The sequence below is a fragment of the Mucilaginibacter paludis DSM 18603 genome, assembly GCF_000166195.2.
GTDB lineage: Bacteria > Bacteroidota > Bacteroidia > Sphingobacteriales > Sphingobacteriaceae > Mucilaginibacter > Mucilaginibacter paludis.
On sequence record NZ_CM001403.1, the window covers coordinates 62,024 to 83,017 of the forward strand.

At 40.3% G+C, this 20,994-nt stretch carries 19 protein-coding genes; 9 read left to right on the forward strand and 10 right to left on the reverse strand.

The annotated features are described in order from the left end of the window. Positions 1-4: 4 nt before the first annotated feature. The 5 genes from cysD (at position 5) to MUCPA_RS00260 (ending at position 5,098) form a co-directional block, all read left to right on the forward strand. The gene (gene cysD / locus MUCPA_RS00240; RefSeq protein WP_008503778.1) at positions 5-910 is read left to right on the forward strand and encodes a sulfate adenylyltransferase subunit CysD; all 906 of its coding nucleotides are present in this window, start codon (positions 5-7) and stop codon (positions 908-910) included. A gap of 1,171 nt (positions 911-2,081) precedes the next feature. Beyond that, positions 2,082-3,332: a sulfate adenylyltransferase subunit 1 gene (locus MUCPA_RS00245; protein ID WP_008503779.1), complete on the forward strand. Its 1,251-nt coding sequence runs from the start codon at positions 2,082-2,084 to the stop codon at positions 3,330-3,332. A gap of 49 nt (positions 3,333-3,381) precedes the next feature. Continuing rightward, positions 3,382-3,720 (forward strand): hypothetical protein, encoded by a 339-nt coding sequence (locus MUCPA_RS00250; protein WP_008503780.1) that lies wholly within the window; start codon positions 3,382-3,384, stop codon positions 3,718-3,720. A gap of 86 nt (positions 3,721-3,806) precedes the next feature. Next, positions 3,807-4,340, forward strand: coding sequence for a YceI family protein (locus MUCPA_RS00255; protein WP_008503781.1), 534 nt, complete (start codon positions 3,807-3,809; stop codon positions 4,338-4,340). Positions 4,341-4,477: 137 nt separating this feature from the next. Beyond that, entirely contained in the window at positions 4,478-5,098 is a 621-nt protein-coding gene (locus tag MUCPA_RS00260) for an L-threonylcarbamoyladenylate synthase (protein ID WP_008503782.1), read from the forward strand. 92 nt (positions 5,099-5,190) lie between these two features. On the opposite strand, the gene MUCPA_RS00265 is transcribed toward MUCPA_RS00260, so the two are convergent. The 5 genes from MUCPA_RS00265 to recR all read right to left on the reverse strand — a co-directional run bounded on the left by MUCPA_RS00265 (position 5,191) and on the right by recR (position 7,895). After that, positions 5,191-5,952: a DUF4184 family protein gene (locus tag MUCPA_RS00265; RefSeq protein WP_008503783.1), complete on the reverse strand. Its 762-nt coding sequence runs from the start codon at positions 5,950-5,952 to the stop codon at positions 5,191-5,193. Between the two features lie 35 nt (positions 5,953-5,987). After that, positions 5,988-6,086: a type II toxin-antitoxin system RelE family toxin gene (locus MUCPA_RS39455; RefSeq protein WP_217220511.1), complete on the reverse strand. Its 99-nt coding sequence runs from the start codon at positions 6,084-6,086 to the stop codon at positions 5,988-5,990. Positions 6,087-6,248: 162 nt separating this feature from the next. Continuing rightward, entirely contained in the window at positions 6,249-6,434 is a 186-nt protein-coding gene (locus MUCPA_RS00275) for a hypothetical protein (protein WP_157543776.1), read from the reverse strand. 13 nt (positions 6,435-6,447) lie between these two features. Further along, entirely contained in the window at positions 6,448-7,263 is an 816-nt protein-coding gene (locus MUCPA_RS00280; RefSeq protein WP_008503785.1) for an SDR family oxidoreductase, read from the reverse strand. 14 nt (positions 7,264-7,277) lie between these two features. After that, on the reverse strand, positions 7,278-7,895 hold the full coding sequence (recR, locus tag MUCPA_RS00285) for a recombination mediator RecR (protein WP_008503786.1): 618 nt from the start codon (positions 7,893-7,895) through the stop codon (positions 7,278-7,280). A gap of 369 nt (positions 7,896-8,264) precedes the next feature. On the opposite strand from recR, the gene MUCPA_RS00290 reads away from it, so the two are divergent. The 4 genes from MUCPA_RS00290 (at position 8,265) to MUCPA_RS00305 (ending at position 11,502) form a co-directional block, all read left to right on the forward strand. Further along, positions 8,265-8,705 carry a DUF1569 domain-containing protein gene (locus tag MUCPA_RS00290; RefSeq protein WP_008503787.1) on the forward strand — a complete coding sequence of 147 codons (441 nt, stop codon included), beginning with the start codon at positions 8,265-8,267 and terminating at the stop codon, positions 8,703-8,705. A 302-nt stretch (positions 8,706-9,007) separates the two neighbouring features. Further along, positions 9,008-9,373 carry an RNA recognition motif domain-containing protein gene (locus tag MUCPA_RS00295; RefSeq protein ID WP_008503788.1) on the forward strand — a complete coding sequence of 122 codons (366 nt, stop codon included), beginning with the start codon at positions 9,008-9,010 and terminating at the stop codon, positions 9,371-9,373. Positions 9,374-9,698: 325 nt separating this feature from the next. After that, the gene (locus MUCPA_RS00300; protein WP_008503789.1) at positions 9,699-10,406 is read left to right on the forward strand and encodes an RNA ligase family protein; all 708 of its coding nucleotides are present in this window, start codon (positions 9,699-9,701) and stop codon (positions 10,404-10,406) included. Then, positions 10,393-11,502 (forward strand): AAA family ATPase, encoded by a 1,110-nt coding sequence (locus tag MUCPA_RS00305; RefSeq protein ID WP_008503790.1) that lies wholly within the window; start codon positions 10,393-10,395, stop codon positions 11,500-11,502. Before MUCPA_RS00300 ends, MUCPA_RS00305 begins: the two co-directional genes overlap by 14 nt. A gap of 540 nt (positions 11,503-12,042) precedes the next feature. On the opposite strand, the gene MUCPA_RS00310 is transcribed toward MUCPA_RS00305, so the two are convergent. The 5 genes from MUCPA_RS00310 to MUCPA_RS00330 form a co-directional block, all read right to left on the reverse strand. Next, positions 12,043-15,954 carry a P-loop NTPase gene (locus MUCPA_RS00310; protein ID WP_008503792.1) on the reverse strand — a complete coding sequence of 1,304 codons (3,912 nt, stop codon included), beginning with the start codon at positions 15,952-15,954 and terminating at the stop codon, positions 12,043-12,045. A gap of 50 nt (positions 15,955-16,004) precedes the next feature. Further along, positions 16,005-16,346, reverse strand: a complete 342-nt coding sequence (locus MUCPA_RS00315) for a hypothetical protein (RefSeq protein ID WP_008503793.1) — start codon at positions 16,344-16,346, stop codon at positions 16,005-16,007. Between the two features lie 213 nt (positions 16,347-16,559). Beyond that, positions 16,560-17,663 (reverse strand): restriction endonuclease, encoded by a 1,104-nt coding sequence (locus tag MUCPA_RS00320; protein ID WP_008503794.1) that lies wholly within the window; start codon positions 17,661-17,663, stop codon positions 16,560-16,562. Positions 17,664-18,068: 405 nt separating this feature from the next. Next, positions 18,069-19,142: a toll/interleukin-1 receptor domain-containing protein gene (locus tag MUCPA_RS00325; protein ID WP_008503795.1), complete on the reverse strand. Its 1,074-nt coding sequence runs from the start codon at positions 19,140-19,142 to the stop codon at positions 18,069-18,071. Continuing rightward, complete coding sequence (locus MUCPA_RS00330; RefSeq protein ID WP_008503796.1) at positions 19,135-20,757, reverse strand: hypothetical protein; 1,623 nt, start codon at positions 20,755-20,757, stop codon at positions 19,135-19,137. Before MUCPA_RS00330 ends, MUCPA_RS00325 begins: the two co-directional genes overlap by 8 nt. Positions 20,758-20,994: the final 237 nt, after the last annotated feature.

Consider the following 20,994-nt stretch of genomic DNA (forward strand, 5'->3'; position numbering starts at 1 on the left):
TGATATGAGTAGAAACAAACTGGATTATTTAGACGATCTTGAAGCTGAGGCGATATATATTTTACGCGAAGTAGCAGGTCAATTTGAAAAACCTGCCCTGCTGTTTTCGGGCGGTAAGGATTCCATTACCCTGGTACGCCTTGCCGAAAAAGCTTTCAGGCCGGGTAAATTTCCTTTCCCGCTGGTACATATCGATACCGGCCATAACTTCCCCGAGACGATTACCTACCGGGATGAGATGGTAAAACGTATTGGCGAAAAATTGATTGTAGGCTATGTTCAGGATTCTATCGACCAGGGCAAGGTAGTAGAGCAAAAAGGCAAAAATGCCAGCCGCAACGCCTTGCAAACCGTTACCTTGTTAGATACCATTGCCGAGCACCAGTTTGACGCCTGCATAGGCGGCGCACGCCGCGATGAAGAAAAGGCCCGTGCCAAAGAACGCATTTTTTCGGTACGCGACGAGTTTGGCCAATGGGACCCTAAGCGCCAGCGCCCCGAGTTATGGAATATTTATAACGGCAAGATTCATAAAGGCGAAAATGTGCGGGTTTTCCCGATAAGCAACTGGACCGAACTGGATGTTTGGAACTACATACGCCGCGAAAACATCGCCCTGCCATCAATTTACTTTGCCCATGAGCGCGAGGTAATTACCCGCAACGGGCAACTGATGGCAGCGGCCCCAGCTCTGAACATTGATGCCGATGATGTGGTAGAGCGCAAAAATGTACGTTTCCGTACCGTTGGCGATATGACTTGTACGGCGGCGGTAGAATCCTACGCGTTTGAAATTGACGACATCATCAGCGAGATAAGCGAATCAAAGATAAGCGAACGTGGCGCCCGTATGGACGACAAAGTAAGCGAAGCCGCCATGGAAGACCGTAAAAAAGGTGGGTATTTTTGAGTTGGAAGCGGGAAGACAGAAGCAGGAAGTGAGAGGCAGGAAGTAAGAGGTTGGTTGCCGGATACTTTTGAGTTGAAAATCTTAAATCAGGAGCCTCATGCGGAAGTTTTAAACAAATAACTTAAAGCGTCATTGGGAGCAACAATCCGTCTAACTAAAAAAAGATGACGTTTGAACCTCGAAGACTATTAGGTGCAGAAAGAAAGTGCGAAGGCCCCGACTGCACGCCGGGCCGGGAGTTGGCCTGTGGGTGGAAGGATCGGGCAGTCTTGACGTTATTCACCTGTTGTTTGTTTTTTTTAAGGTGTTCATGAGCTCCCTACGGTCGGTATTGGTTACTTTTGTGTCAAGACAAAAGTAACAGCCCTTCACGCGGCGACTGAGCGTGCCGATGCTATAAATTAAGGATACTGATTATCAGAGCAAAAATAGACGCACTGATAATCAACACCTTAAAAAGACGTCATGATAAGGTATGAAAGCAATCGCGCGGAGGCGTGTTCGCTTTGCATAAGTAGAGATTGCTTCGTTCCTCGCAATGACGAGTGGAGAGGAACAAAAGAGCTTAATCAGAACCTTAAAAAGGCCGCATTATAAGGTACGAAACAATCACACTGAGGCATGGTCGCTCTGCATAAGTAGAGATTGCTTCGTTCCTCGCAATGACGCGTGGAGAGGGACAAAAGAGCTTATTGATAAGCAGAACCTTAAAAAGGTGTCATTATAAGTGACAGACCCCGCGGGCCGGGAAAAAACGCGGATGACGTTTGAACCTCGCAGACTGTTAGGTGCAGAAAGAAAAGTGCGCAAAAGCCCGACTGCACGCCGGGCCAGGAGCTGGCCTGTGGGCGGAAGGATCGGGCAGTCTTGACTTTTTGGTTACTTTTGTGTCAAGACAAAAGTAACAGCCCTTCACGCGGCGACTGAGCGTGCCGATGTAGTAAATTAAAAATACTGATTATCAGAGCAAAAATAGATGAACTGATAATCAACGCCTTAACAATATGTTATTATAAGGTACGAAACAATCGCACGGAGGCATGGTCGCTTTGCATAAGTAGAGATTGCTTCGTCCCTCGCAATGACGCGTGGAAAGAGGGACAAAAGAGCATATTGATAATCAGAACTTATAAATAGTGTCATGCCAAACAATGACACGCTAATATAACACATGGATATTCTAAAATTTTTAACAGCCGGTAGTGTTGATGATGGTAAAAGCACCCTGATTGGGCGCTTGTTGTACGACAGCGAATCTATTTTGGTTGACCAACTGGAGGCTTTACAACGATCAAACCGTAAAAACGACGATGGCACCATTGACCTGGCCATTTTAACCGATGGCCTGAAAGCCGAGCGCGAGCAGGGCATCACCATTGATGTAGCCTATAAATATTTCCAGACGGAAAAGCGCAAATTTATTATTGCCGATACGCCGGGGCATATCCAATATACCCGTAACATGGTTACAGGTGCATCAAACGCCGATTTGGCCATTATATTGATTGATGCCCGCAAAGGTGTTATTGAGCAAACTATACGCCACTCGTACCTGGTATCGTTACTGGCGCTGCAACATGTGGTAGTTGCCGTTAACAAAATGGATATGGTGGATTATGACGAGGCTGTTTTTAACAAAATTGTTGATGATTACCGGGCCATGGCTGCTAAGCTAAACCTGGGCGAGGTAACTTATATTCCGGTTAGTGCTTTAAAAGGTGATAACATTGTTTATAAATCAGACAGGATCAACTGGTATGATGGCAAAAGCTTGTTGGACCATTTAGAGACCGTGAGCATTGCGGTAGATGACAGCGCCGACCACGCCCGCATGCCTGTGCAATGGGTAGTGCGCCCCCAAACAGAAGAATTACATGACTACCGCGGCTACGCAGGTCGTATTTTAAGTGGCTCGTTCCATGTAAACGATAAAATTACCGTGTTGCCTTCGGGATTTAGCTCCTCTATCAGTAAAATTGAAATTTTTGATCAGCAACCATCGGAGGCTTCGGCAGGGCAATCGGTTACTTTGCATTTGAAAGACGAGATCGATATCAGCCGCGGTGATACTCTGGTTAACGCCGAGCATCACCCCAAGGTATCACAACTGATTGAGGCCGACCTGTGCTGGATGGATACCAAACCTATGGATACCTCGCTGACCTACCTGGTGCAGCATAACAGCAAAACAACACGTTGCCGAATATATGAGGTATTATATAAAGTAAATATCAATACCCTGGAACAAGTTGCTGCCGATAGCTTTAACCTGAACGATATTGGCCGCATTGTAATTAAAACCGCCGAGGCTTTGGCCTTTGACCCCTACCAGGAAAACAAAGCAAATGGTGGCGCTATTATAATTGATAGCCGTACCAACCTAACTGTTGGGGCACTGATGTTCAGAAATATAGCGGATTAAGATTTTTTTGGGAGATAAAGATCCCGGGAAAACTTTTACCTTAGTGCTTATGGATAAACGTTTTAAATGGAGGATACAGCTTGCCGCTATTTTGACAGCGATAGGCTCACTTTATTATCTTATATTTTTATTTTACCTAAGCGGGGGTGCCCCCATTGAAAGGATACACTCCAAAATAACGGATGGTTGGCCCGACATATTGGCTGATAATGTGCCCTTAATATCGCCTGCATTTTTAGTTTTTGGGTTATTGCTCTGGTACTCGTATTATTTAAAAAACCTACCTAAACCGCAAGCGGAACCAGAGTACAAATTTGAATTTAACAAAGTAAATGCAAGCGAACAGGCCGGAAAAAAGATTAAAATACAAGAAGCGGAAAAAGAATAACAATTGTTGACAATAAAATTACATGTTTAAACAACAATTTGTTTTAGTTTGTGTTATAATTTAAATTAAACCAAAAAACTACCATTATGGCAACTACAAAATGGGTATTAGACCCAATGCACTCCGAAGTACAGTTTAAAATTAAACACCTTGTAATTTCGACAGTAACAGGCTCTTTTAAAAAATTTGAAGGCTCAGTAGAAACTGAAGGCGATACCTTTGAAGGTGCAACTGTTGAATTTGCATTAGATGTGGATAGTATCGACACTAACCAGGAACAACGCGACGGTCACTTAAAATCGGCTGAATTTTTTGATGCTGAAAAATACCCTAAGATTAGCTTTAAATCAACTTCGCTTGAAAAAGTTGACGATGAAGATTATAAATTAAACGGCGACCTGACCATTAAAGATGTAACTAAACCGGTATCACTGGATGTTGAATTTGGCGGAACAGCTACCGATTTTTATGGTAACTTAAAAGCTGGTTTTGAAATTAAAGGTAAAATTAACCGTAAAGAGTTTGGCTTGGTTTGGGATGGTGTTACAGAAGCTGGCTCAATTGTTTTAGGCGAAGATGTGAAACTAACCATTAACGTACAATTTGCAAAACAAGCTTAAATAGTTCTGCAAATTTATATATGATATTAAGCCGTCCTGTTTAGGGACGGCTTTTTTATTTTTAGTAGTTTTGCCAAAGCAAAAAATAACTTTGATAAGTATTTTATCGGAACAGATATTGCTCTACATCTCCTATCATGCTAATAAAAATTTATCCTGAAAACCCTAATGAAAAATCTATCGATCAGGTTGTACAGATTTTAAAAAGAGGGGGCCTCATTATTTATCCTACTGATACCGTGTATGGCCTTGGTTGTGATATTACCAATCCAAAAGCCATTGACGCCATTTGTAAAATAAGGCACATCAAACCAGAAAAGGCAAATTTCTCGTTTATCTGTTACGATCTGAGCCATATCTCCGATTATATAAAACCAATTGATAACGCCACCTACCGGGTTTTAAAAAAAGCCTTGCCAGGGCCTTTCACTTTTATATTCAACGCCAACAGCCATGTACCCAAGCTATTAAGCTCCAATAAAAAAACGGTTGGTATCCGCGTGCCCGATAATAACATAGCCCGCGAAATTGTAAAGGCTTTAGGCAACCCTATCCTATCAAGCTCCATCAGGGACGAAGACGAGATTATTGAATACAGCACCGACCCCGAACTGATACACGAAAAGTACGAAGGGCTTGTTGATTTGGTAATTGATGGTGGCTACGGCGATAATGTCCCATCTACAGTAGTTGATTGTACTACCGGCGATTTTGAAATTATCCGCGAAGGTAAGGGAGATTTGGAGTTGTATTTGTGATTGAAGCTGGAAGTAAGAAGATAGAGGCAGGATGCAAGGAGCAAGATGACGTTCTTCAGATTGTAATTGATATCCATTTTTACCTAAGTTGCTTACAAGACACCAGATGGTGGATTACCGGCCGCAGCAGCAGTTTTCAGACCTGTGGTGGCTGAAGCTAAAACAATACCTAAAAGGGCGCCTGAGATGGCTGTTACCAATATATTCCAATATTTATGAACCGGTAATCCCAAAACTACCCTCAACGATAATATGATAAAAATGCTGATGCCTACGATTGGCCAGTAGTGACAGTTTTGGGGATGCTGCTTAGTTGAGGCCTGCAAAGGCAATTTACAGATAGCCGCAATAATAATTGCCCCACCAACCAACGTACTTAAATGCTGAACAGCTTTGTATAGTGGTATTTGAAAAAATAGTATTTTGACTGGCGATGCCATATTAAAATACTCAACAAAATACCCCGTGACGTGGGTAAAGCTATCCCATAATAAATGTGATGTACCGCCAATTAGTATAGATAAAACTACAACAGGTAAATTTTGCTTAGCATACCGGCTCCAGTTAAAAGCAGCGTACCCGGCAAAGCGATGATATAATTCCCTCGGTAAATTAGCTATAAACGCAGCCTTAACCGTATTATGGTAAACAAAGGCCAACATCATAGCAACAGGCACATCAAACCAAAGCAAACCCAACCAGGTATGGCTGTAGATGCTGTATACTTTCATCCGGAAAAAGTACTCAAAATCAGGTGCAACACGTCCAGCTACTAAACCCGTTAACGAAACCCAGCGTTTAGGTAAATAACTTAGCGGTAAAACTATTGCCGGATGTGAAAAAGTTAAGGGCATGGGTGATTGGGCAATTGTGAAAAAAATTCGGGATCCTATTTGTAAACGTCTTTGCGATGGCCTGCTTTTAAGATATGAATAATCAATTCATGATCCTGAATGCTGTAAATAACCCTGTAGTCGTTAATACGTATACGATATAGATTTTAAAATCCCGAGAGCTTTTTTACACCCGGAGGACGAGGACTTTGAACAAGCATAATAAACTCCTGATACAATTTTTCGACTATTGAAAGAGGGAGCCCAGCTATTTCCTTTTCGGCTGACTTCTTGATAAGCATGGTGTATTCAGCCATCTATTTTTTTGACGCAATAATTCTTTCCATCACAACCCGATATTCTTCTTGCGGTTCACTCAATCGTTGTTGTGCCTCAAGTCCGTCTAAAAAATCCTCTAATTGCTCGCCGTATGTTTTAATATCAATAACAACCGCCGATTTTTCGCCGTTGTCGTCTGTAATATATTGAATCCCTTTCATCATATAAATTTACAAATTATTTCAACAAGGGGTCTTTCTCTTTAGTAAATACGTTGTAAACCATCTTATCTAAAAACGCAGGCAAAAACTTACTCAAAAAAACGGTGAGCTTACCTTGCAAAGTCATGATGATGGTGCGCTTGCGGCTCTCCACGCCGTTTACAATCAGTTTGGCTACTTCTTCGGCAGTCATCATCTTGCCTTCGTCCATGCTGCTTTCGCCTTGCTGGCTGCCATCTTTGGCTAAGGCCGTATTACGAATATTGGATGCCGTAAACCCGGGGCAGGCCGTCATCACATGTACGCCGGTTTTAAGTGTTTCCACGCGGAGCGCATCCAGAAAACCGTTCATCGCAAATTTAGAAGCCGAATAACCGGTGCGGCCGGGCAAACCTTTGTAACCGGCAATGGAAGATACACCTACAATACTGCCTTTGGTATTGATGATGTAAGGCAGCGCGTGTTTGGTACAATAAACCGTTCCCCAAAAGTTAACGTCCATTAAGGTTTTCAGTACATCAAGGTCCACATCTTTTAACAGCGCCCGCATAGATATACCTGCATTATTAACTAAAATATCAATATGGCCAAATGTTGTTATAGCTTGTTTAACCAACGCTTTACAATCATCTTCGTGGGCTACATCGCACCTTACGGCAACGGCTTTAATATTGTATTGCTTTTCGAGCCCCTGCCCTATTTCGCACAGGGTAACATACTGCCTTGCACCCAATACCAGGTTAGCACCGCGGCGGGCAAACTCTTCGGCCATGGCCTTGCCTATCCCGGATGAGGCGCCGGTTATCATAACTACCTTATTTTTTAAGCTCATTAATTTGTTGTTGTTTATTTGGATACGGCGCTGTCGTACGGCACGCGTGTGGTAATAGATCGCCCTAAAGTGATCTCGTCTACATATTCCAGCTCGCCGCCAAAGGCAATGCCACGGGCAATAGTTGATATATGGATGTTAAATTCTTTCAATCGCTTGTGCAGGTAAAAAATGGTGGTATCGCCCTCCATAGTAGCGCTTAGGGCAAAAATCACTTCTTTCACCTCGTCAGTACGTAAACGTTCTATTAACGAGTCTACCTCCAGGTCTGCCGGGCCAATGCCATCCATCGGCGAGATGAGCGCACCCAGCACATGGTACAATCCGTTATACTGACTGGTATTTTCCACCGCCATTACATCGCGGGTATCCTCAACCACACAAACCAGTGATCGATCTCGCTTAGGCGCCGAACAGATCTCGCACACCGGCAAATCCGAAATATTATGGCAAACCTCACAAAATTGAATTTCGTTCCGCAGCTTGCTTATCGCTTTGCTAAAACTTTCAACCTCTTCTTTCTCCTGATTTAATAAATGCAACACTAACCTTAATGCCGTTTTTTGCCCCACTCCCGGCAGTTTGCTAAACTCGGCCACTGCCGCCTCCAATAACTTCGACGAAAAGTTCATGACGCTAAATTAAGGTTTTTACGTGAGCGTTCATAACAGGTTATGTCATATAGTCCGTGGTTGATGGGCCATATTCCAGGGCATTATACCACAGCTCTTTGAAAGCCTGTTGACAATTAACATAACAGAAACAGTAATAAGGCCGGTAGCCACAGTACAGGTAAACGTGGGTAGCCTAAGGGAGATCAAAACCAATCACCACAGTAGGGCATTAAATAATAACTCACTAACCTAATAACCCATTAACTTAATAACCACAACTATCAACCAAATCTTTGTCACAAAACACCCTATAATAGTCCTGTTTCGCCATTATCGTTTTCATCCGGACTGCTTAACTTTGATACAAAGCCAACTGCAAAAATCAAAATGGAAACCATTTTTAACGATACCGATCGCGAAGAATTAATCAGCCGGATCAGCTTGCTAAACAACCAAAGCCAGCCCCAATGGGGCCGGATGACGGCATACCAGATGCTGCGGCATTGCGTACAATGGGAAGAGATGGCCCTGGGAAAAACACAATACAAGCAAACATTTATTGGCCGTCTGTTTGGAAAAATGGCCTTAAAGGATATGCTTAAAGACACGCCCATTAAGCATAACCTGCCCACCGTTCCGGCGTTTAAAGTCAGCCAGGAAGGCGATGCCTCAGCAGAAAAAGAAACTTTGATTGCACGGATACAAGAGCATGCCCGTTTGCCCGAAGTCGATTTTGTGCATCCTTTTTTTGGCCACCTCAACAGCCAGCAAGGTGGCATTATTGCCTATAAACACGCCGATCATCACTTAAAACAGTTTGGTATTTAAGTACCCTTGAGTAACAGCGTACACCCGGCATGGCAGACTTTTTAAGCCCCGTTTACCGGGCTACCGGGGGTGGTTAGGTGGGGAACTTTCCGCGGCGATTAATCAATTTGCAAAGTCTACAATAACTCTGTTATAACACATCAGCTCACCTTGCCAAGCTGTTTTTCTCCGCTCATTAAGCCTAAAACAGCCATTAATCTCTAAATATTACTATTCTGTTTATAAATAGCCCACTTTACCAACAACTTTTTCGGCATGGCAGCAAGCATTAAACAAATCTGCATTGTATATTTGCCCCATATATGGCAAAGCTTTTTATCGTCGGTTTTCCGAAAGACATGCAGGAGATTGAACTTGTTGAGCTGTTTAGCCAACATGGTATTGTAAACACCGTAACCATTGTAACCGATATGCAAACCGGCGAAAGTAAGGGCTACGGCTTTATTACCATGACCGATGATGCCGGAGCGCAACGGGCGATAGACGCGCTAAACGGCGCCAGTATTGACGACAGAACCATCAGCGTAAGGTTTGCCGAAGAAAAAAACGTAGCCAAACCCGTTAGCAACCCACCCTTTAAAAAACATTTCGCAAACAAACCCACCACAACCCGAAGGGATAGTCAGCCCGGCACACCAAAACCCAAACGCCCAAGGCGCTCTTCGTAATTGATATTGCATATCGCAATTTAATTAGCGAGTGTAGGTAATATGCTTGAATTTGGAGTCGCAGGCTTCATGCCGAAACGCTAAGGCATCAATACACTCGGCTTTCATTCTTAGCGTCTTTGCGCCTTTGCGTGAGCATCTCTACATTTTTAAATTAACTCTGCTCTTAATTTAGCAAATTTCCGGTTAGTTTTTTTACCTTTGCGCTAACAAAAACACTGTTAAGCCTTGAGCCATGTAATGTCATTTACACATTCCTGTTAAATGATCTTCCCCAGCCGGGGAGGAAGTAATTACTCTTTATTTTTACTTTACTTATTACAATATGGCTATTTCACAAAAATATGGTCGTACTTATCATTATCCATTTTCGCCGGGCACCAGCAGCGACGACCGGATACAGCATAACTACTGGGAGCACCTGCAACGCATTCCCCGATTAATACATACCGAAAAACTGGATGGCGAGAATAATTGCCTGTCCGGCCTGGGTGTTTTTGCCCGCTCGCATGCGGCACCCACAACATCCGCCTGGACAGAAAGCCTGCGCCGCTATTGGCAATTGATTAAACACGACCTGGGCGACCTGGAAATTTTTGGCGAGAATCTGTACGCTATCCACTCCATCTGCTACCGCAAACTGGAACATCACTTTTACGTTTTCGGCATACGCCAACAAAATCGTTGGCTAAGTTGGGAAGAAACTCAGTTTTATGCCAGCCTGCTTGATCTGCCCACTGTACCGGTTATTAAAACGGAAACTACTCCGCAGAACCAACAATTATTTGAAGCCGGCATGCTGGCTTTGGTAAACGGCCCCGGAACATTTGACCCGGTTGACGTACACGATAAGCGTAGCACAACTATGGAGGGCCTGGTAAGCCGCAACGCAGACAGCTATACAACAGATGCCTTTGCCCGAAACGTGTTTAAATATGTAAGAAAAGGACATGTTAAAACCAATGAACACTGGACGCGAGACTGGCAACGCGCCCCACTGAAAAACGAAGGAGGTAAACATGTGGACCTTTAGCGAAAACAAGGAATGGCGCTACCTGGAGCATACTTTTGATTGGGTAAAGCAAATGAACGATGTTCAGCAGGATACGTGCTACCATGCCGAAGGCAACGTAGCCATCCATACCCGGATGGTGCTGGCCGCGCTGCAACAGGATGCCGCCTTTGCCCAACTGACCGCGCAGCAACGCGAAATATTGTGGACAGCAGCTTTACTGCACGATGTTGAAAAGCGCAGCACCACCGTTTTTGAACCCGATGGCAGCATCACATCAAACGGGCATGCCCGCAAGGGTGCGCAATTTGCAAGGCAACTACTTTATAACCAACACCCTGCACCCTTTGCCATACGCGAGCAAATTGCAGGCCTGGTGAGGTACCACGGCTTGCCGATATGGCTGTTTGAAAAACCCAACCCGGTAAAGGCTTTGGCAAAAGCCAGCATGGAGGTTAATACCCAATGGCTGGCTTTGCTGGCCCGGGCCGATATGCTTGGCCGCCATTGTGCCGACCAGGACGAGATGCTTTACCGCATCGACTGCTTTGAGGCCCTGTGCCGGGAGCATAACTGCTGGGGCAATGCCCGCACGTTTAAATCGGCAGCGGCGCAGATGTATTATATGCAGCACGATGATGCTTACCTTGATTATGTTCCGTTTGAGCAACCTGCCCCCAAGGTGATTTTAATGAGCGGCCTGCCCGGCGCTGGCAAGGATACGCTGATTAAAAAGCAATACCCCGGCTGGCCCCTAATATCGTTGGACGACATGCGCATGGAGCACGGAATTTTGCCCACCGATAAAACCGGCAACGGGCAGGTGATACAGCTGGCAAAAGAACAAGCCAGGGCATACCTGCGCAAGCAGCAAGGCTTTGTTTGGAACGCAACCAACACCACCAGCCAAATGCGCATGCAGCTGATTGATTTGTTTACCACCTACAGGGCCGAAGTAAGCATCATTTATGTTGAAATACCCTACCGGGAGCTGCTTATCCAAAATAAAAACCGGGAAGCCAACGTACCCGTAACGGTTTTAGACAAGCTAATACACAAGCTGGAAGTGCCCGCACCGTGGGAAGCACACCACGTAAGCTATTGTCTTACCCATTGAAACCCGTAGCAGCGCATCAATAACAGGCCATATTTGGCATAACAACCGGGCAAGCCAGCAATGCCTTGCCCGGGTCTGTTTACCACCATTTAGCGTTGATTTTAAACCATCAGGTGCAGCTATGCACCCACTCGCCTACTGCTGCAAAAAATAAAAACCCTGTGCAAGAGCCAATTACAATTTATTATATTTCTGCTTTGCAAATTTAACGTAAAGGTATATATTTGCACTCCGCAATTAAGGGGGATTAGCTCAGCTGGCTAGAGCGCTTGCATGGCATGCAGTATTTGAAAATAGGCTTTCTGCCTGGTATCCAACTACTTATAAGTCCACAATCCATCTTGTTTTAGCAAAACTAAAACTAAACTAAAACTTGTCCATTCTTGAAGGATTCTTTTCACCACTATAGTTTTATTGAACACCAACAACGATATATTTTGATAAACTCCAAATGAGTCTTTATCGTTTTCACGTTTCTGCATAATGAAGGAGGCCGGTTTGATTTTTAACAATTATGCTTTTTCATTGGTGAAATTATGGTTAAATATTGCTTACTTGAAAAGCTCGGGCACCATCAAAGTTAAATCCAATATAACACTCAACCAGTGTTCCTTTTTCAGCATCACTGTGATAGTGCCCGAATTTGCCTGGTTGATAGATCACAAGAATGCCGCTACCTGCAATTTCAATAAAGCCTTCCTGCGGACGGTTGTATTTAACAACTTTCCCGTTCACTCTGTATAAAAACCTATGATTGCCGTCTTCAAAGAATTGTTTTTCTTTATTCCAGCGTCCGATATCTTTATTGTTCACCAACACGATGCTATTATCTTTAAAACCTAACCACTCGGGACAGAAAATTTTATTATAAGGCCCGCTAATTCTTTCGTTCATTCGTTGAAGGTTTTTTTCGTAATTATCTAACGCGCTGCCCGACCCACCAGTCAGAACTTTAATTGCATAAAGGCACATCAGATAATAAGCCGAATGTATCGTCTCTATCTTAAACTCCAGTTCTTCAAGACGGCTAACCAACAAAGCGACATTTGTGTTCAATCTTCTGGACACCTCAAACCAAAGGTTAAGATCTCTCGCATCGAAGGTGCCCTCCAGGTTTTCCGATGCCAGCGATTGTATTTTTAATAAATCTCTACCCCTTAGCTGCGCCCAATCAAAATCGCCCTTAGCTAAATGTGCGTAGGCCAAATTTCTTCTGATGATATTTTGATCATGGTGTTGATCTCCTATAAGGCTTTGCCATGCATTGATCATTCTCTCTTTCTCTCCCCAAAATTTCAACAAGATGATTTTATACCGTTCAAGGTGTTGGCTTGGTATTTCGAAATTTTTATTGTTATAGCGATCTATCCATTCTTTGGCTGATGCAAGAATGGAGCTATACCAAGTATTTGCGGGGTTTGTGATAAACTGCGTGTAATCCTTATTTTGTGTTTTTAGTAATGAAATGGAATATCCAAATTCAATCGTTTGTATGGCCATTTGAACAAAAGCCACATAGCCATGCTCATTAAAAGGAGCCAACTCTGCGGTTTTATCAAACTCAAATTCGGCATCATCGAAAAGTTGTTGTAGCCTGGTTAGAATTTCTTCGCTCACTTCATCCCGAAGGCCATAATATTTATCCCTTATCCGGTATAACTCTGTTCGGTAACACATTCCTTTGATATGAAACAAACGATAATCATTTGGGTCTAAGTCAGTAGCTACGTTAATGGTTCGTATGGCATTATCAAAATCTTTATCAATACTATACAGCCTTGAGAAATGTCCCCAAAAGTGTGCATGTTCAGTAGGAAATTCTGTTGTTAATACTTCAAACACTTCAATCCGTGATTGATTGGTTTGCAAGTCTGAAATTAATAAAGAAAACTTGCTATCCCCATTACCGTTATCCTCGTCAATTTCTTCGTCATTATTATGCCAGTCCTTTCGTTGAATAAACACACTGTCCAATAATTGAAGTATTTCTGCACTTGCAAAATTTGTTATTTCACGAACTGAACGGATGATGCGCATGGCAAATATCTTCAATATGGAGGGGTTCAATGCTCCCAAAAGATTAGGCTCGAAAGTATCTTTCAATATTTGAAGGGATATGATAGGATGGATTGTTCGCCAATAGATATATTGGTCAGGCTCCGTTTCTATAATCAAATCCAGAATTTTGGAATTGTCAATATGGTTTCTCAATCTAATGAAATTTTCATCCACCCCCAGAAAATTGCTAATTACAAAATGTGGTACATCTCTTGACTTTCCCTTAGCATAATAATTAAAGAAGGCCAACAATAGGATTAAATCTTTTTCCTTAGTCGTAATACCAGCTAACCTTCTTTTAACATAATTCTCAATAGTAATAAATGCTTCCTCATAAGCAATCAAGCCAAAATAAAACGGGGTAAGGATGGCAGGATTGTTTTCAATAATAATTTGTTTAAATGCAGCCTCTTGCGCCGGAAATTCCTTAATAAATTTACTGAGAAAACGATTTACTTCAGTTTTCTCCAAACTTGGTTTTAGATAAAACGCATTTTCCAACTTTTGCGGTACGTCAAATCCGCTCTCAATAGTTAGGATGATGGCTTTAACAAGCCTGTGTTCAATGGTTCGTTTAAGTTGCTGAATTTGCGCTTTACCTATATTAGTATTATCAATGATAACCAGTGCGGGAAGTTCTGTAAGAGTGAATAGCTGATGAAGTCTGTCTGTTATTTTAGTTTCATCAAAACTAATAGTCATTTCGTTGAGAAGTAAAACAGGATAATCCCGATAGAGCATAAACGCTATCCTTCTTGCAATTGTCGTACCTCCTGAACCTGGATGGTGAACCAGTGTAAATAAACCGCTGTCACTTCTTGAATGTAGCCAGCTCCTAATAGAATCGTGAATGTTTTTAGTGATATCACGAGTAACATCGTAATTGTTATCTAATTCCACCCATTCAATATTTCTGCCTTGATAAAATGTTTTATCACTAACATTTTCCAGTGCGTCCGTTAGGATATCCAAATGCACTATTTTAAAATATTGTTTAAGATCAAGGGTCGTTTGAGCGGGGATTTCGATGGATTGGCCTTTATTGGAAATGCAAGGAACGCGTAAAACGTGAGGCTGCCCATTTGGTCTACTATCTAATTGATGAAATCCTTCTAATAATTGCACTATTGGGACGTCAATAGACTTTCCCTTTATTTCATCGATTAAATCAAAACAAGCTGTATTATCCTCATTTGCGAAAATAAAATTGACATTAAGCTTACCATCCATGCCTTTAATCGCATATAATAAATCTTTGACATACGGGGCTTGCGTTGAAAGAATTATAACATTGATTATAGTGGACTTTGCTCCGAAATTGTCCTGGTAAAATTTAACCATTAACCGGGAAGTAAACATTCCATAGGTTTCTCTCCAGTCGGAATAATTACCGCTTAGGATCATGCTTTTCAACACATGATGGTTACCCTTTAGGAAATACCAGAAAGTCGTTTTGTCCGGGAAGGGAGGTAATATGCCACGGTCATCAGTATGATGAATGATCTGATTAATAGCCTGACTGTTTTTAGGCTTCACAGCGTGTAAAACGCCGTCTGTATCCGATGTACTGTCCAGGTCAAAAACAAAATCCCAAGTCCAATTGGCCAGGTTAGATAATTGAGATTCGGATGAATTTAATCTATCGATAACAAGGAAATAAGCTTGCCTGCGATTAAATTCAGCACAAAGTGTTTTGAATACATTCCAATTAGAAATATTGTTTAAAGCAAGTTGATGAACAACCTTCTGTTTAAGCCTGTCAATATATTGGTAGGTGATGAACAAATAGATAGTTACAATTTCCTTGATCAATAACGATTTTTCGTCATCGTCGGTTTCAGGATCAAGATGGCCCTCCTTATTTCTAAGATCATAAGTCAATTTGAATTGTTTGCCAAAAGGAAACTTTGTTATGAAATAATTGGGTTGAAAAAGCGGTACATTATTATTATCCTTAACCACAAATTCTTTGTGGGGTGCAGAGAACACGGTATCGTCTGCACTTGCGAAGAGTGGATCAGCGTAAGTATATTTAAAGCCTTTGACGAAGGTTACAATTTGGCCTTTAAGCATATTTTGTTCACCTGTCCATAGCGGCTCATTGATAATTTTATATACCCGTTTAAAAAAAGATTCTAATTTCAGGGCAAGCATCGTCACCGCGGTTCCATAATTATCTACATCCTTATCTTTATACCTAACCTTTAGAGCTTTGACAACTTTATCACGGTCGTCCAAATCTGCTTCACCCAATTCCTTTTCCAATACACTACGCAGCGTATCGATGACTTCTTCAAAGGGTACTTTTAAAACGCCAATTTGTGTAATGAATAGTCGATCAAAATTTTTTTTTAATTCGGACTTAATGGCTGCCCATTCCCTGTCTGTTATCATTTTGTAATTGTAAGGTAGTTTGAGGTTGAATTTTTTAGGACAAAAATTACTTAGTTTGTTAATGCTTTGTATTCGTCTGCGGCTTTGTTGAGTATGAATCGCAGTTGATTGTATACCATCCAAACCGAAGGTTTATCATAAGGTTTTCCTTTAGGATCAAAGTAAGAATGGAATGTAAGTTTGATTTCCAATCGTCTGTTATTATTCAGGAACTGTATAGGAGTTGTGCTGTTATGATTTGTAGCCTGGTAGGCGATCTCTTTTAAATCAACATCTAATTCGGCGAGTCCTGGAAATTTGCTTTCAAATTCCCTTAGCTGTTGTAGCAAATCAGCAGAATAGAGAATTGTATCCCCTAAAAAGTTCTTGCTTAAATGACAATGTATTTCCATATTATACTACTATGTTGATCACCAGATTGATGTTACCAAGTCATTTGTTTACTGTCTCCTCGGGTGTATGACCGATTTCGTTACAGTAACGGGAATGTGTGGAAACCCAATAATAGCTAATTTCGCCATTTACATCCTTATATCAGCAATTTCCATTCAAAAACCGAATTACTTATCTCCAATGATTAAGTTCGGTACCATTATATAACAAATTTAAGGTTGCACAATATTTAGATTGATCTTTCTTTGGGGCAATTGCATTATTATAGTTTGAGGTTTAACGGATGCTGCAACGGTTATCTCTGTCATTATTTTAATAACGCTTCCATTTTTAACTATTTCACTTTCATCATGTTGAGGTTGAGGTAAAACGGGTTCTGAAAGTTCTATTCTATCATTATTTTTGTCTTTCGAGACATAGTTCTTTTGATTAGTAATATAATTTTCGACCATGACAACAAAGTCGATAGTGTTTGCTCTATCTGATTCAATTTTAGTTTGAGTTACTGTTTGTAAAAGATCGAATGCCAATGAATCAAAACTGATTAAGCCATGTTCATGTCTAATGAATTTATGCTGCTGTTTAGTAAAATCAACCAATATCGGCACATTGTAAGCAATTTCATGTGCTTGATTTTCAGGCTGTATAAGCCCATTGTATCCCTCTAATAATTGCGTTTGGATAGCATAAAACACATCTTCGATGAGTTTTACTATATTGACCTTGATGGTATCATGCAATGATATAAGATTAAAATTGGGGTCTGTATATTCTTCTTTCCTAAATCTAATACCTAAATTAATTGCTCCGTTTTTAGGAGGGAGTCCATTTTCGGCGTGGAATTTCAAGTTATGAAATTGGAGGTTTTTTATCAAACCGCTGAACATTTGTAAATACAAAACGAGATGCCTACCCGGCCGTCCCCATTCGTCATCTGTTAAGTCTCGGACAATAAAAATATCAATATTTTTGTTTTTAGCGTATTGGATAGCTCCCTCTTCATACCCCTTCGTTGTGAAAATAACCCCCTTATTTGCGTTAAGGTCTTCTACTGATGCGGATAAGACATCTATGACTTGCCTATCAACTTTACTCTTCCAAAGCTTACATTCTATTATCGTTTTGATAGTATGAAGTTTTGTTTTTTGAGTAACTAAAACATCAATTTGCCTCTTGGCTTGTGATTTTCCAACCTCCGTAACATTGTGCTGTATAATTAAATCCCCATCGTCTTTATATAATTCGGCAACAAATAGCTCAAACTCTTTCCAGTCAATTAAATATGTTAAAAACTTCCCAGAATCAATATTAGTCATATTTATATTAGTTTTTTTTAACAAAAAATGATGGATGATAATAATATCAATGGCATTCGTATCTGTGAGGTTTATTCAAAGATGATAAATAAAGGTAATGGTTAAAGAAAGCTTTTAAAGAAAATTTATTGGCTATACCATCGAAACACTTTTTTATAGTAGTAGTAATAATGAGTATGTGTTTATATGCAAAAATAAAAAGCACTTATGGCTTTATTCCGTAAGTGCTATATATTATGTTGTGGCTACTGTACAAATTTCGAACTATTTCCTATCCGATTTGCGGTTGATAGCTAACTTGGACATATAAACGAATGAGTCCAAAATAATTGCCTTGATTTGGTCTTTCTGAAAACTATGAATATCAAAGAAACTTAATATGACCTTATTCAGATGGAAAATTTTTTAATGAACATTTTCAAAGGCAAAAGTAATTGCCCGTATCAGCTTATCTTCGCTAATTTTTTGTGTCGGGGTGTCGTAGAAAAGATCAATATATTGTAAATGATTAATTGTGGTATTATCGGTTATCGGTATTGCTGGAATTTCACACTTTGAAAATCTAACGGGAATTATAAAAATACTGCCTTGCCGAAGTGTTCGTGTTATTTCAATCGCATCATAAATTTCTGGATACATGCCGGACTTGTTTTTTTCCAACATTTCGGCTGAAAAACATACCATCATACAAAACGCACTTGTCAGGGCTCGTTTAATTTCAAACTTCCAATTTTGTCCGGGTAAAATATCTTGATCCCACCAAGCCGTAAATCCGGCATTCAATAACGTAGCTCGTAATCTCTCAACTTTTTCATGGTCACCATGAAAATAAGATATAAATACATGCTTATCCTTTCTTTCATTATTTTTAGTCGCTGACGAAGTTTTTTCATTCGAGTCCATAGTCAATATTGAGGTAAAAGTGTTTAGTGAAAGTTTCGAATCAGATATAGACTTTAAAAATGGAAGATTGTTATCAGAATTTAGAACTATCAGATTTCCAATAGTTGTTTTTTTCGTTTGTATATTATAATATGAACATATTGCCTCAGTTATCGCTAATCTTTCTGGCGAAGATAAATAAGTACCGTTAATAATTGCAGAAAGCGAAAGCATCCGAATTACATACAAAATCACGCTTTTTTCTTTCTCCGCGAAGATTCCAGACTTGGCGCTATATAAACGGATGGCATTCTGCAACAGTTCATCCTCTATTAATTTGTCCAACTCTGTTTCTAAGTATTTGAAAACTTCATTTAGTTTTTCATAATCACGGTGGTTGAAACTATAAAGCTTTCCATTGTAAAAATTGTCATGCGTTATTACCGAGGCAAAACCACTTGCTCCGCCGGTTTCAAAGCCTATCAACGAAAATGTTCTTAAATAACCGAGCATTTCATCAGACAAGTTCTTATTAAGAACAAAAATTCGGTGATGCCAATAACGATCAACAACAACAGTTTTTGTAACGTCAATCATCGTAGCCATTTTTAAAAGTTTGTCCTATGCCATGAAATACATCCTGTTGCGAGTGCCTTATTTTACCGCCTGGAAAATCAACCAAAATATTTTCGAAACAAAAATCTGTCATTTGCTTCGATAGTTCGGTCAAAAATTCTTGGCATTTTATTTTTTCTGTTTGTAATAATTTCTCAAGAAAATTACACCATTCAAGACCTTTTAACATTGACTCTTCGGAAGAAAAAAGCAGATCGGTGCACTTGTGAAATTTGGCACATTCAAAGAGTTCATCAAATGAAATTTGTCGGCATTGTAATGTTTCTTGAATCGCTCGAATAAGAAATGCGGGTAACTCTTGCTCATTAGGCAAACCACAAAGACCATGAAAAAGAACCAATAGAGATTTATTGCTCATTTCAATTAAGCGACGCGCCACGGCCCACGCTGGGAAAATGCCAAAGCCAGCGTTTTTAACAGAGGCAACCCAAAATTGGTAATCAGTATTCGCCAATTTTTGAAAGAGAATGCTTTGATTTATTGATTCTTCAACTGTACTAAATTTGACCTTCTCTCTTGAGGTATTGGATTGGGATGAGAGTACCTCAAATAAATGCCAATTATATCGGTTTATATTTTCAGCAACCATCAGTGATTCTCGCTCATCAGAAACGCTCGATAGCATCGTTTGAAATATAATAAATGTAGATGAATCAATATTTTCAAATCTCGCAAATGTTATCAAGGTTAACCTAAAAGCTTGAATCATTGCGCTGCGCATTTCTGATTTATATTGAGAACACCGACTTGCCAATTCAAACAGTCGACTGACGTTTAAGCTCCAGGGATAAATAGCTTCAGCAGATAACGGCACTCCGTCTAATCGGCTAAAAATGCTTATTGATGATTCAGGTGATTTTTTAATTGCAGATGTAAGCCAATTTGGCGTCTCAAATAAATCACAAATATCTGACAGCGACAATTCGTTTGGTAATTCAACTTCTTTGCCCTTAATACTTAAATAAGAACGGATGGTATCATGTATGTTCGGTATTCGCTGTGGATGAACACAAATTCTTAGATTACATAATTTCAAAAAGGGAATGATATGACTATCAGAATATTCTCGGTAATCTTCGAAATAGATAGTCTGTATATCTGAGAATTTTTTGCAAAAAATAGATATTACTGGTAATATAGTTTCTGATTCATTACCCAACTCAATGCCCAACAAGACCATCATATCTCTGGTAAAAGAAGAATGAAAAGGATCAATTCTTATTTGTGCCTCATATAAATATCCTTTTACGAACACATAAAATAACTCTTTTGGATAATGTAAATATGGTACAACAAAATCATTGATCATTTCAATAGCAATAATTGGCGATTTATATATACCACCTGGATCGATTATTATTGGTTTACCAAAAGGTAAAACGCCAATATTGTCCGGTTTAAAGTCAACATAACGATGCCCACCTGCATGTATGGTTGCAAAAAATTGGCCTTGCTCAAACAATCCGAACACAGCTTGATGTACGGAGGTTGGTGATAAACTGCGTATGTTTTTTAAGGATTCACCATATTCAATATGCCAAATAGGATTAGAATGACTCTGTGATTGCTCGTACATCCGATTATACGGTATAAGTTTATCATCATAAAAATAAGAGAATAAAAATAAAATACAGCAAATAATTCATTATCAATTCCCTTAATATTAGAAGACTTTATTTATTCTTAGATTTATTTTCGAGGTGAGTAGAGTCATTTTACAAATCAGAATGACCGATTTAGGAATGATAAAGTATCAACAAAACAGAACTTATAGTGTTTACCCATCTCCTGGTAGAATGCACCCGCCAAAATT

Coding starts and splice junctions, on each gene's coding strand:
- MUCPA_RS00305 (WP_008503790.1), top strand. CDS start 10,393: ATGTGGACCTTTAGCGAAAACAAGGAATGGCGCTACCTGGAGCATACT.
- MUCPA_RS00280 (WP_008503785.1), bottom strand. CDS start 7,263: ATGAGCTTAAAAAATAAGGTAGTTATGATAACCGGCGCCTCATCCGGG.
- cysD (WP_008503778.1), top strand. CDS start 5: ATGAGTAGAAACAAACTGGATTATTTAGACGATCTTGAAGCTGAGGCG.
- MUCPA_RS00315 (WP_008503793.1), bottom strand. CDS start 16,346: ATGGAAATACATTGTCATTTAAGCAAGAACTTTTTAGGGGATACAATT.
- MUCPA_RS00275 (WP_157543776.1), bottom strand. CDS start 6,434: ATGATGAAAGGGATTCAATATATTACAGACGACAACGGCGAAAAATCG.
- MUCPA_RS00255 (WP_008503781.1), top strand. CDS start 3,807: ATGGCAACTACAAAATGGGTATTAGACCCAATGCACTCCGAAGTACAG.
- MUCPA_RS00295 (WP_008503788.1), top strand. CDS start 9,008: ATGGCAAAGCTTTTTATCGTCGGTTTTCCGAAAGACATGCAGGAGATT.
- MUCPA_RS00290 (WP_008503787.1), top strand. CDS start 8,265: ATGGAAACCATTTTTAACGATACCGATCGCGAAGAATTAATCAGCCGG.
- MUCPA_RS00265 (WP_008503783.1), bottom strand. CDS start 5,952: ATGCCCTTAACTTTTTCACATCCGGCAATAGTTTTACCGCTAAGTTAT.
- MUCPA_RS00300 (WP_008503789.1), top strand. CDS start 9,699: ATGGCTATTTCACAAAAATATGGTCGTACTTATCATTATCCATTTTCG.
- MUCPA_RS00325 (WP_008503795.1), bottom strand. CDS start 19,142: ATGATTGACGTTACAAAAACTGTTGTTGTTGATCGTTATTGGCATCAC.
- MUCPA_RS00330 (WP_008503796.1), bottom strand. CDS start 20,757: ATGTACGAGCAATCACAGAGTCATTCTAATCCTATTTGGCATATTGAA.
- MUCPA_RS00320 (WP_008503794.1), bottom strand. CDS start 17,663: ATGACTAATATTGATTCTGGGAAGTTTTTAACATATTTAATTGACTGG.
- MUCPA_RS00310 (WP_008503792.1), bottom strand. CDS start 15,954: ATGATAACAGACAGGGAATGGGCAGCCATTAAGTCCGAATTAAAAAAA.
- MUCPA_RS00260 (WP_008503782.1), top strand. CDS start 4,478: ATGCTAATAAAAATTTATCCTGAAAACCCTAATGAAAAATCTATCGAT.
- MUCPA_RS00250 (WP_008503780.1), top strand. CDS start 3,382: ATGGATAAACGTTTTAAATGGAGGATACAGCTTGCCGCTATTTTGACA.
- recR (WP_008503786.1), bottom strand. CDS start 7,895: ATGAACTTTTCGTCGAAGTTATTGGAGGCGGCAGTGGCCGAGTTTAGC.
- MUCPA_RS00245 (WP_008503779.1), top strand. CDS start 2,082: ATGGATATTCTAAAATTTTTAACAGCCGGTAGTGTTGATGATGGTAAA.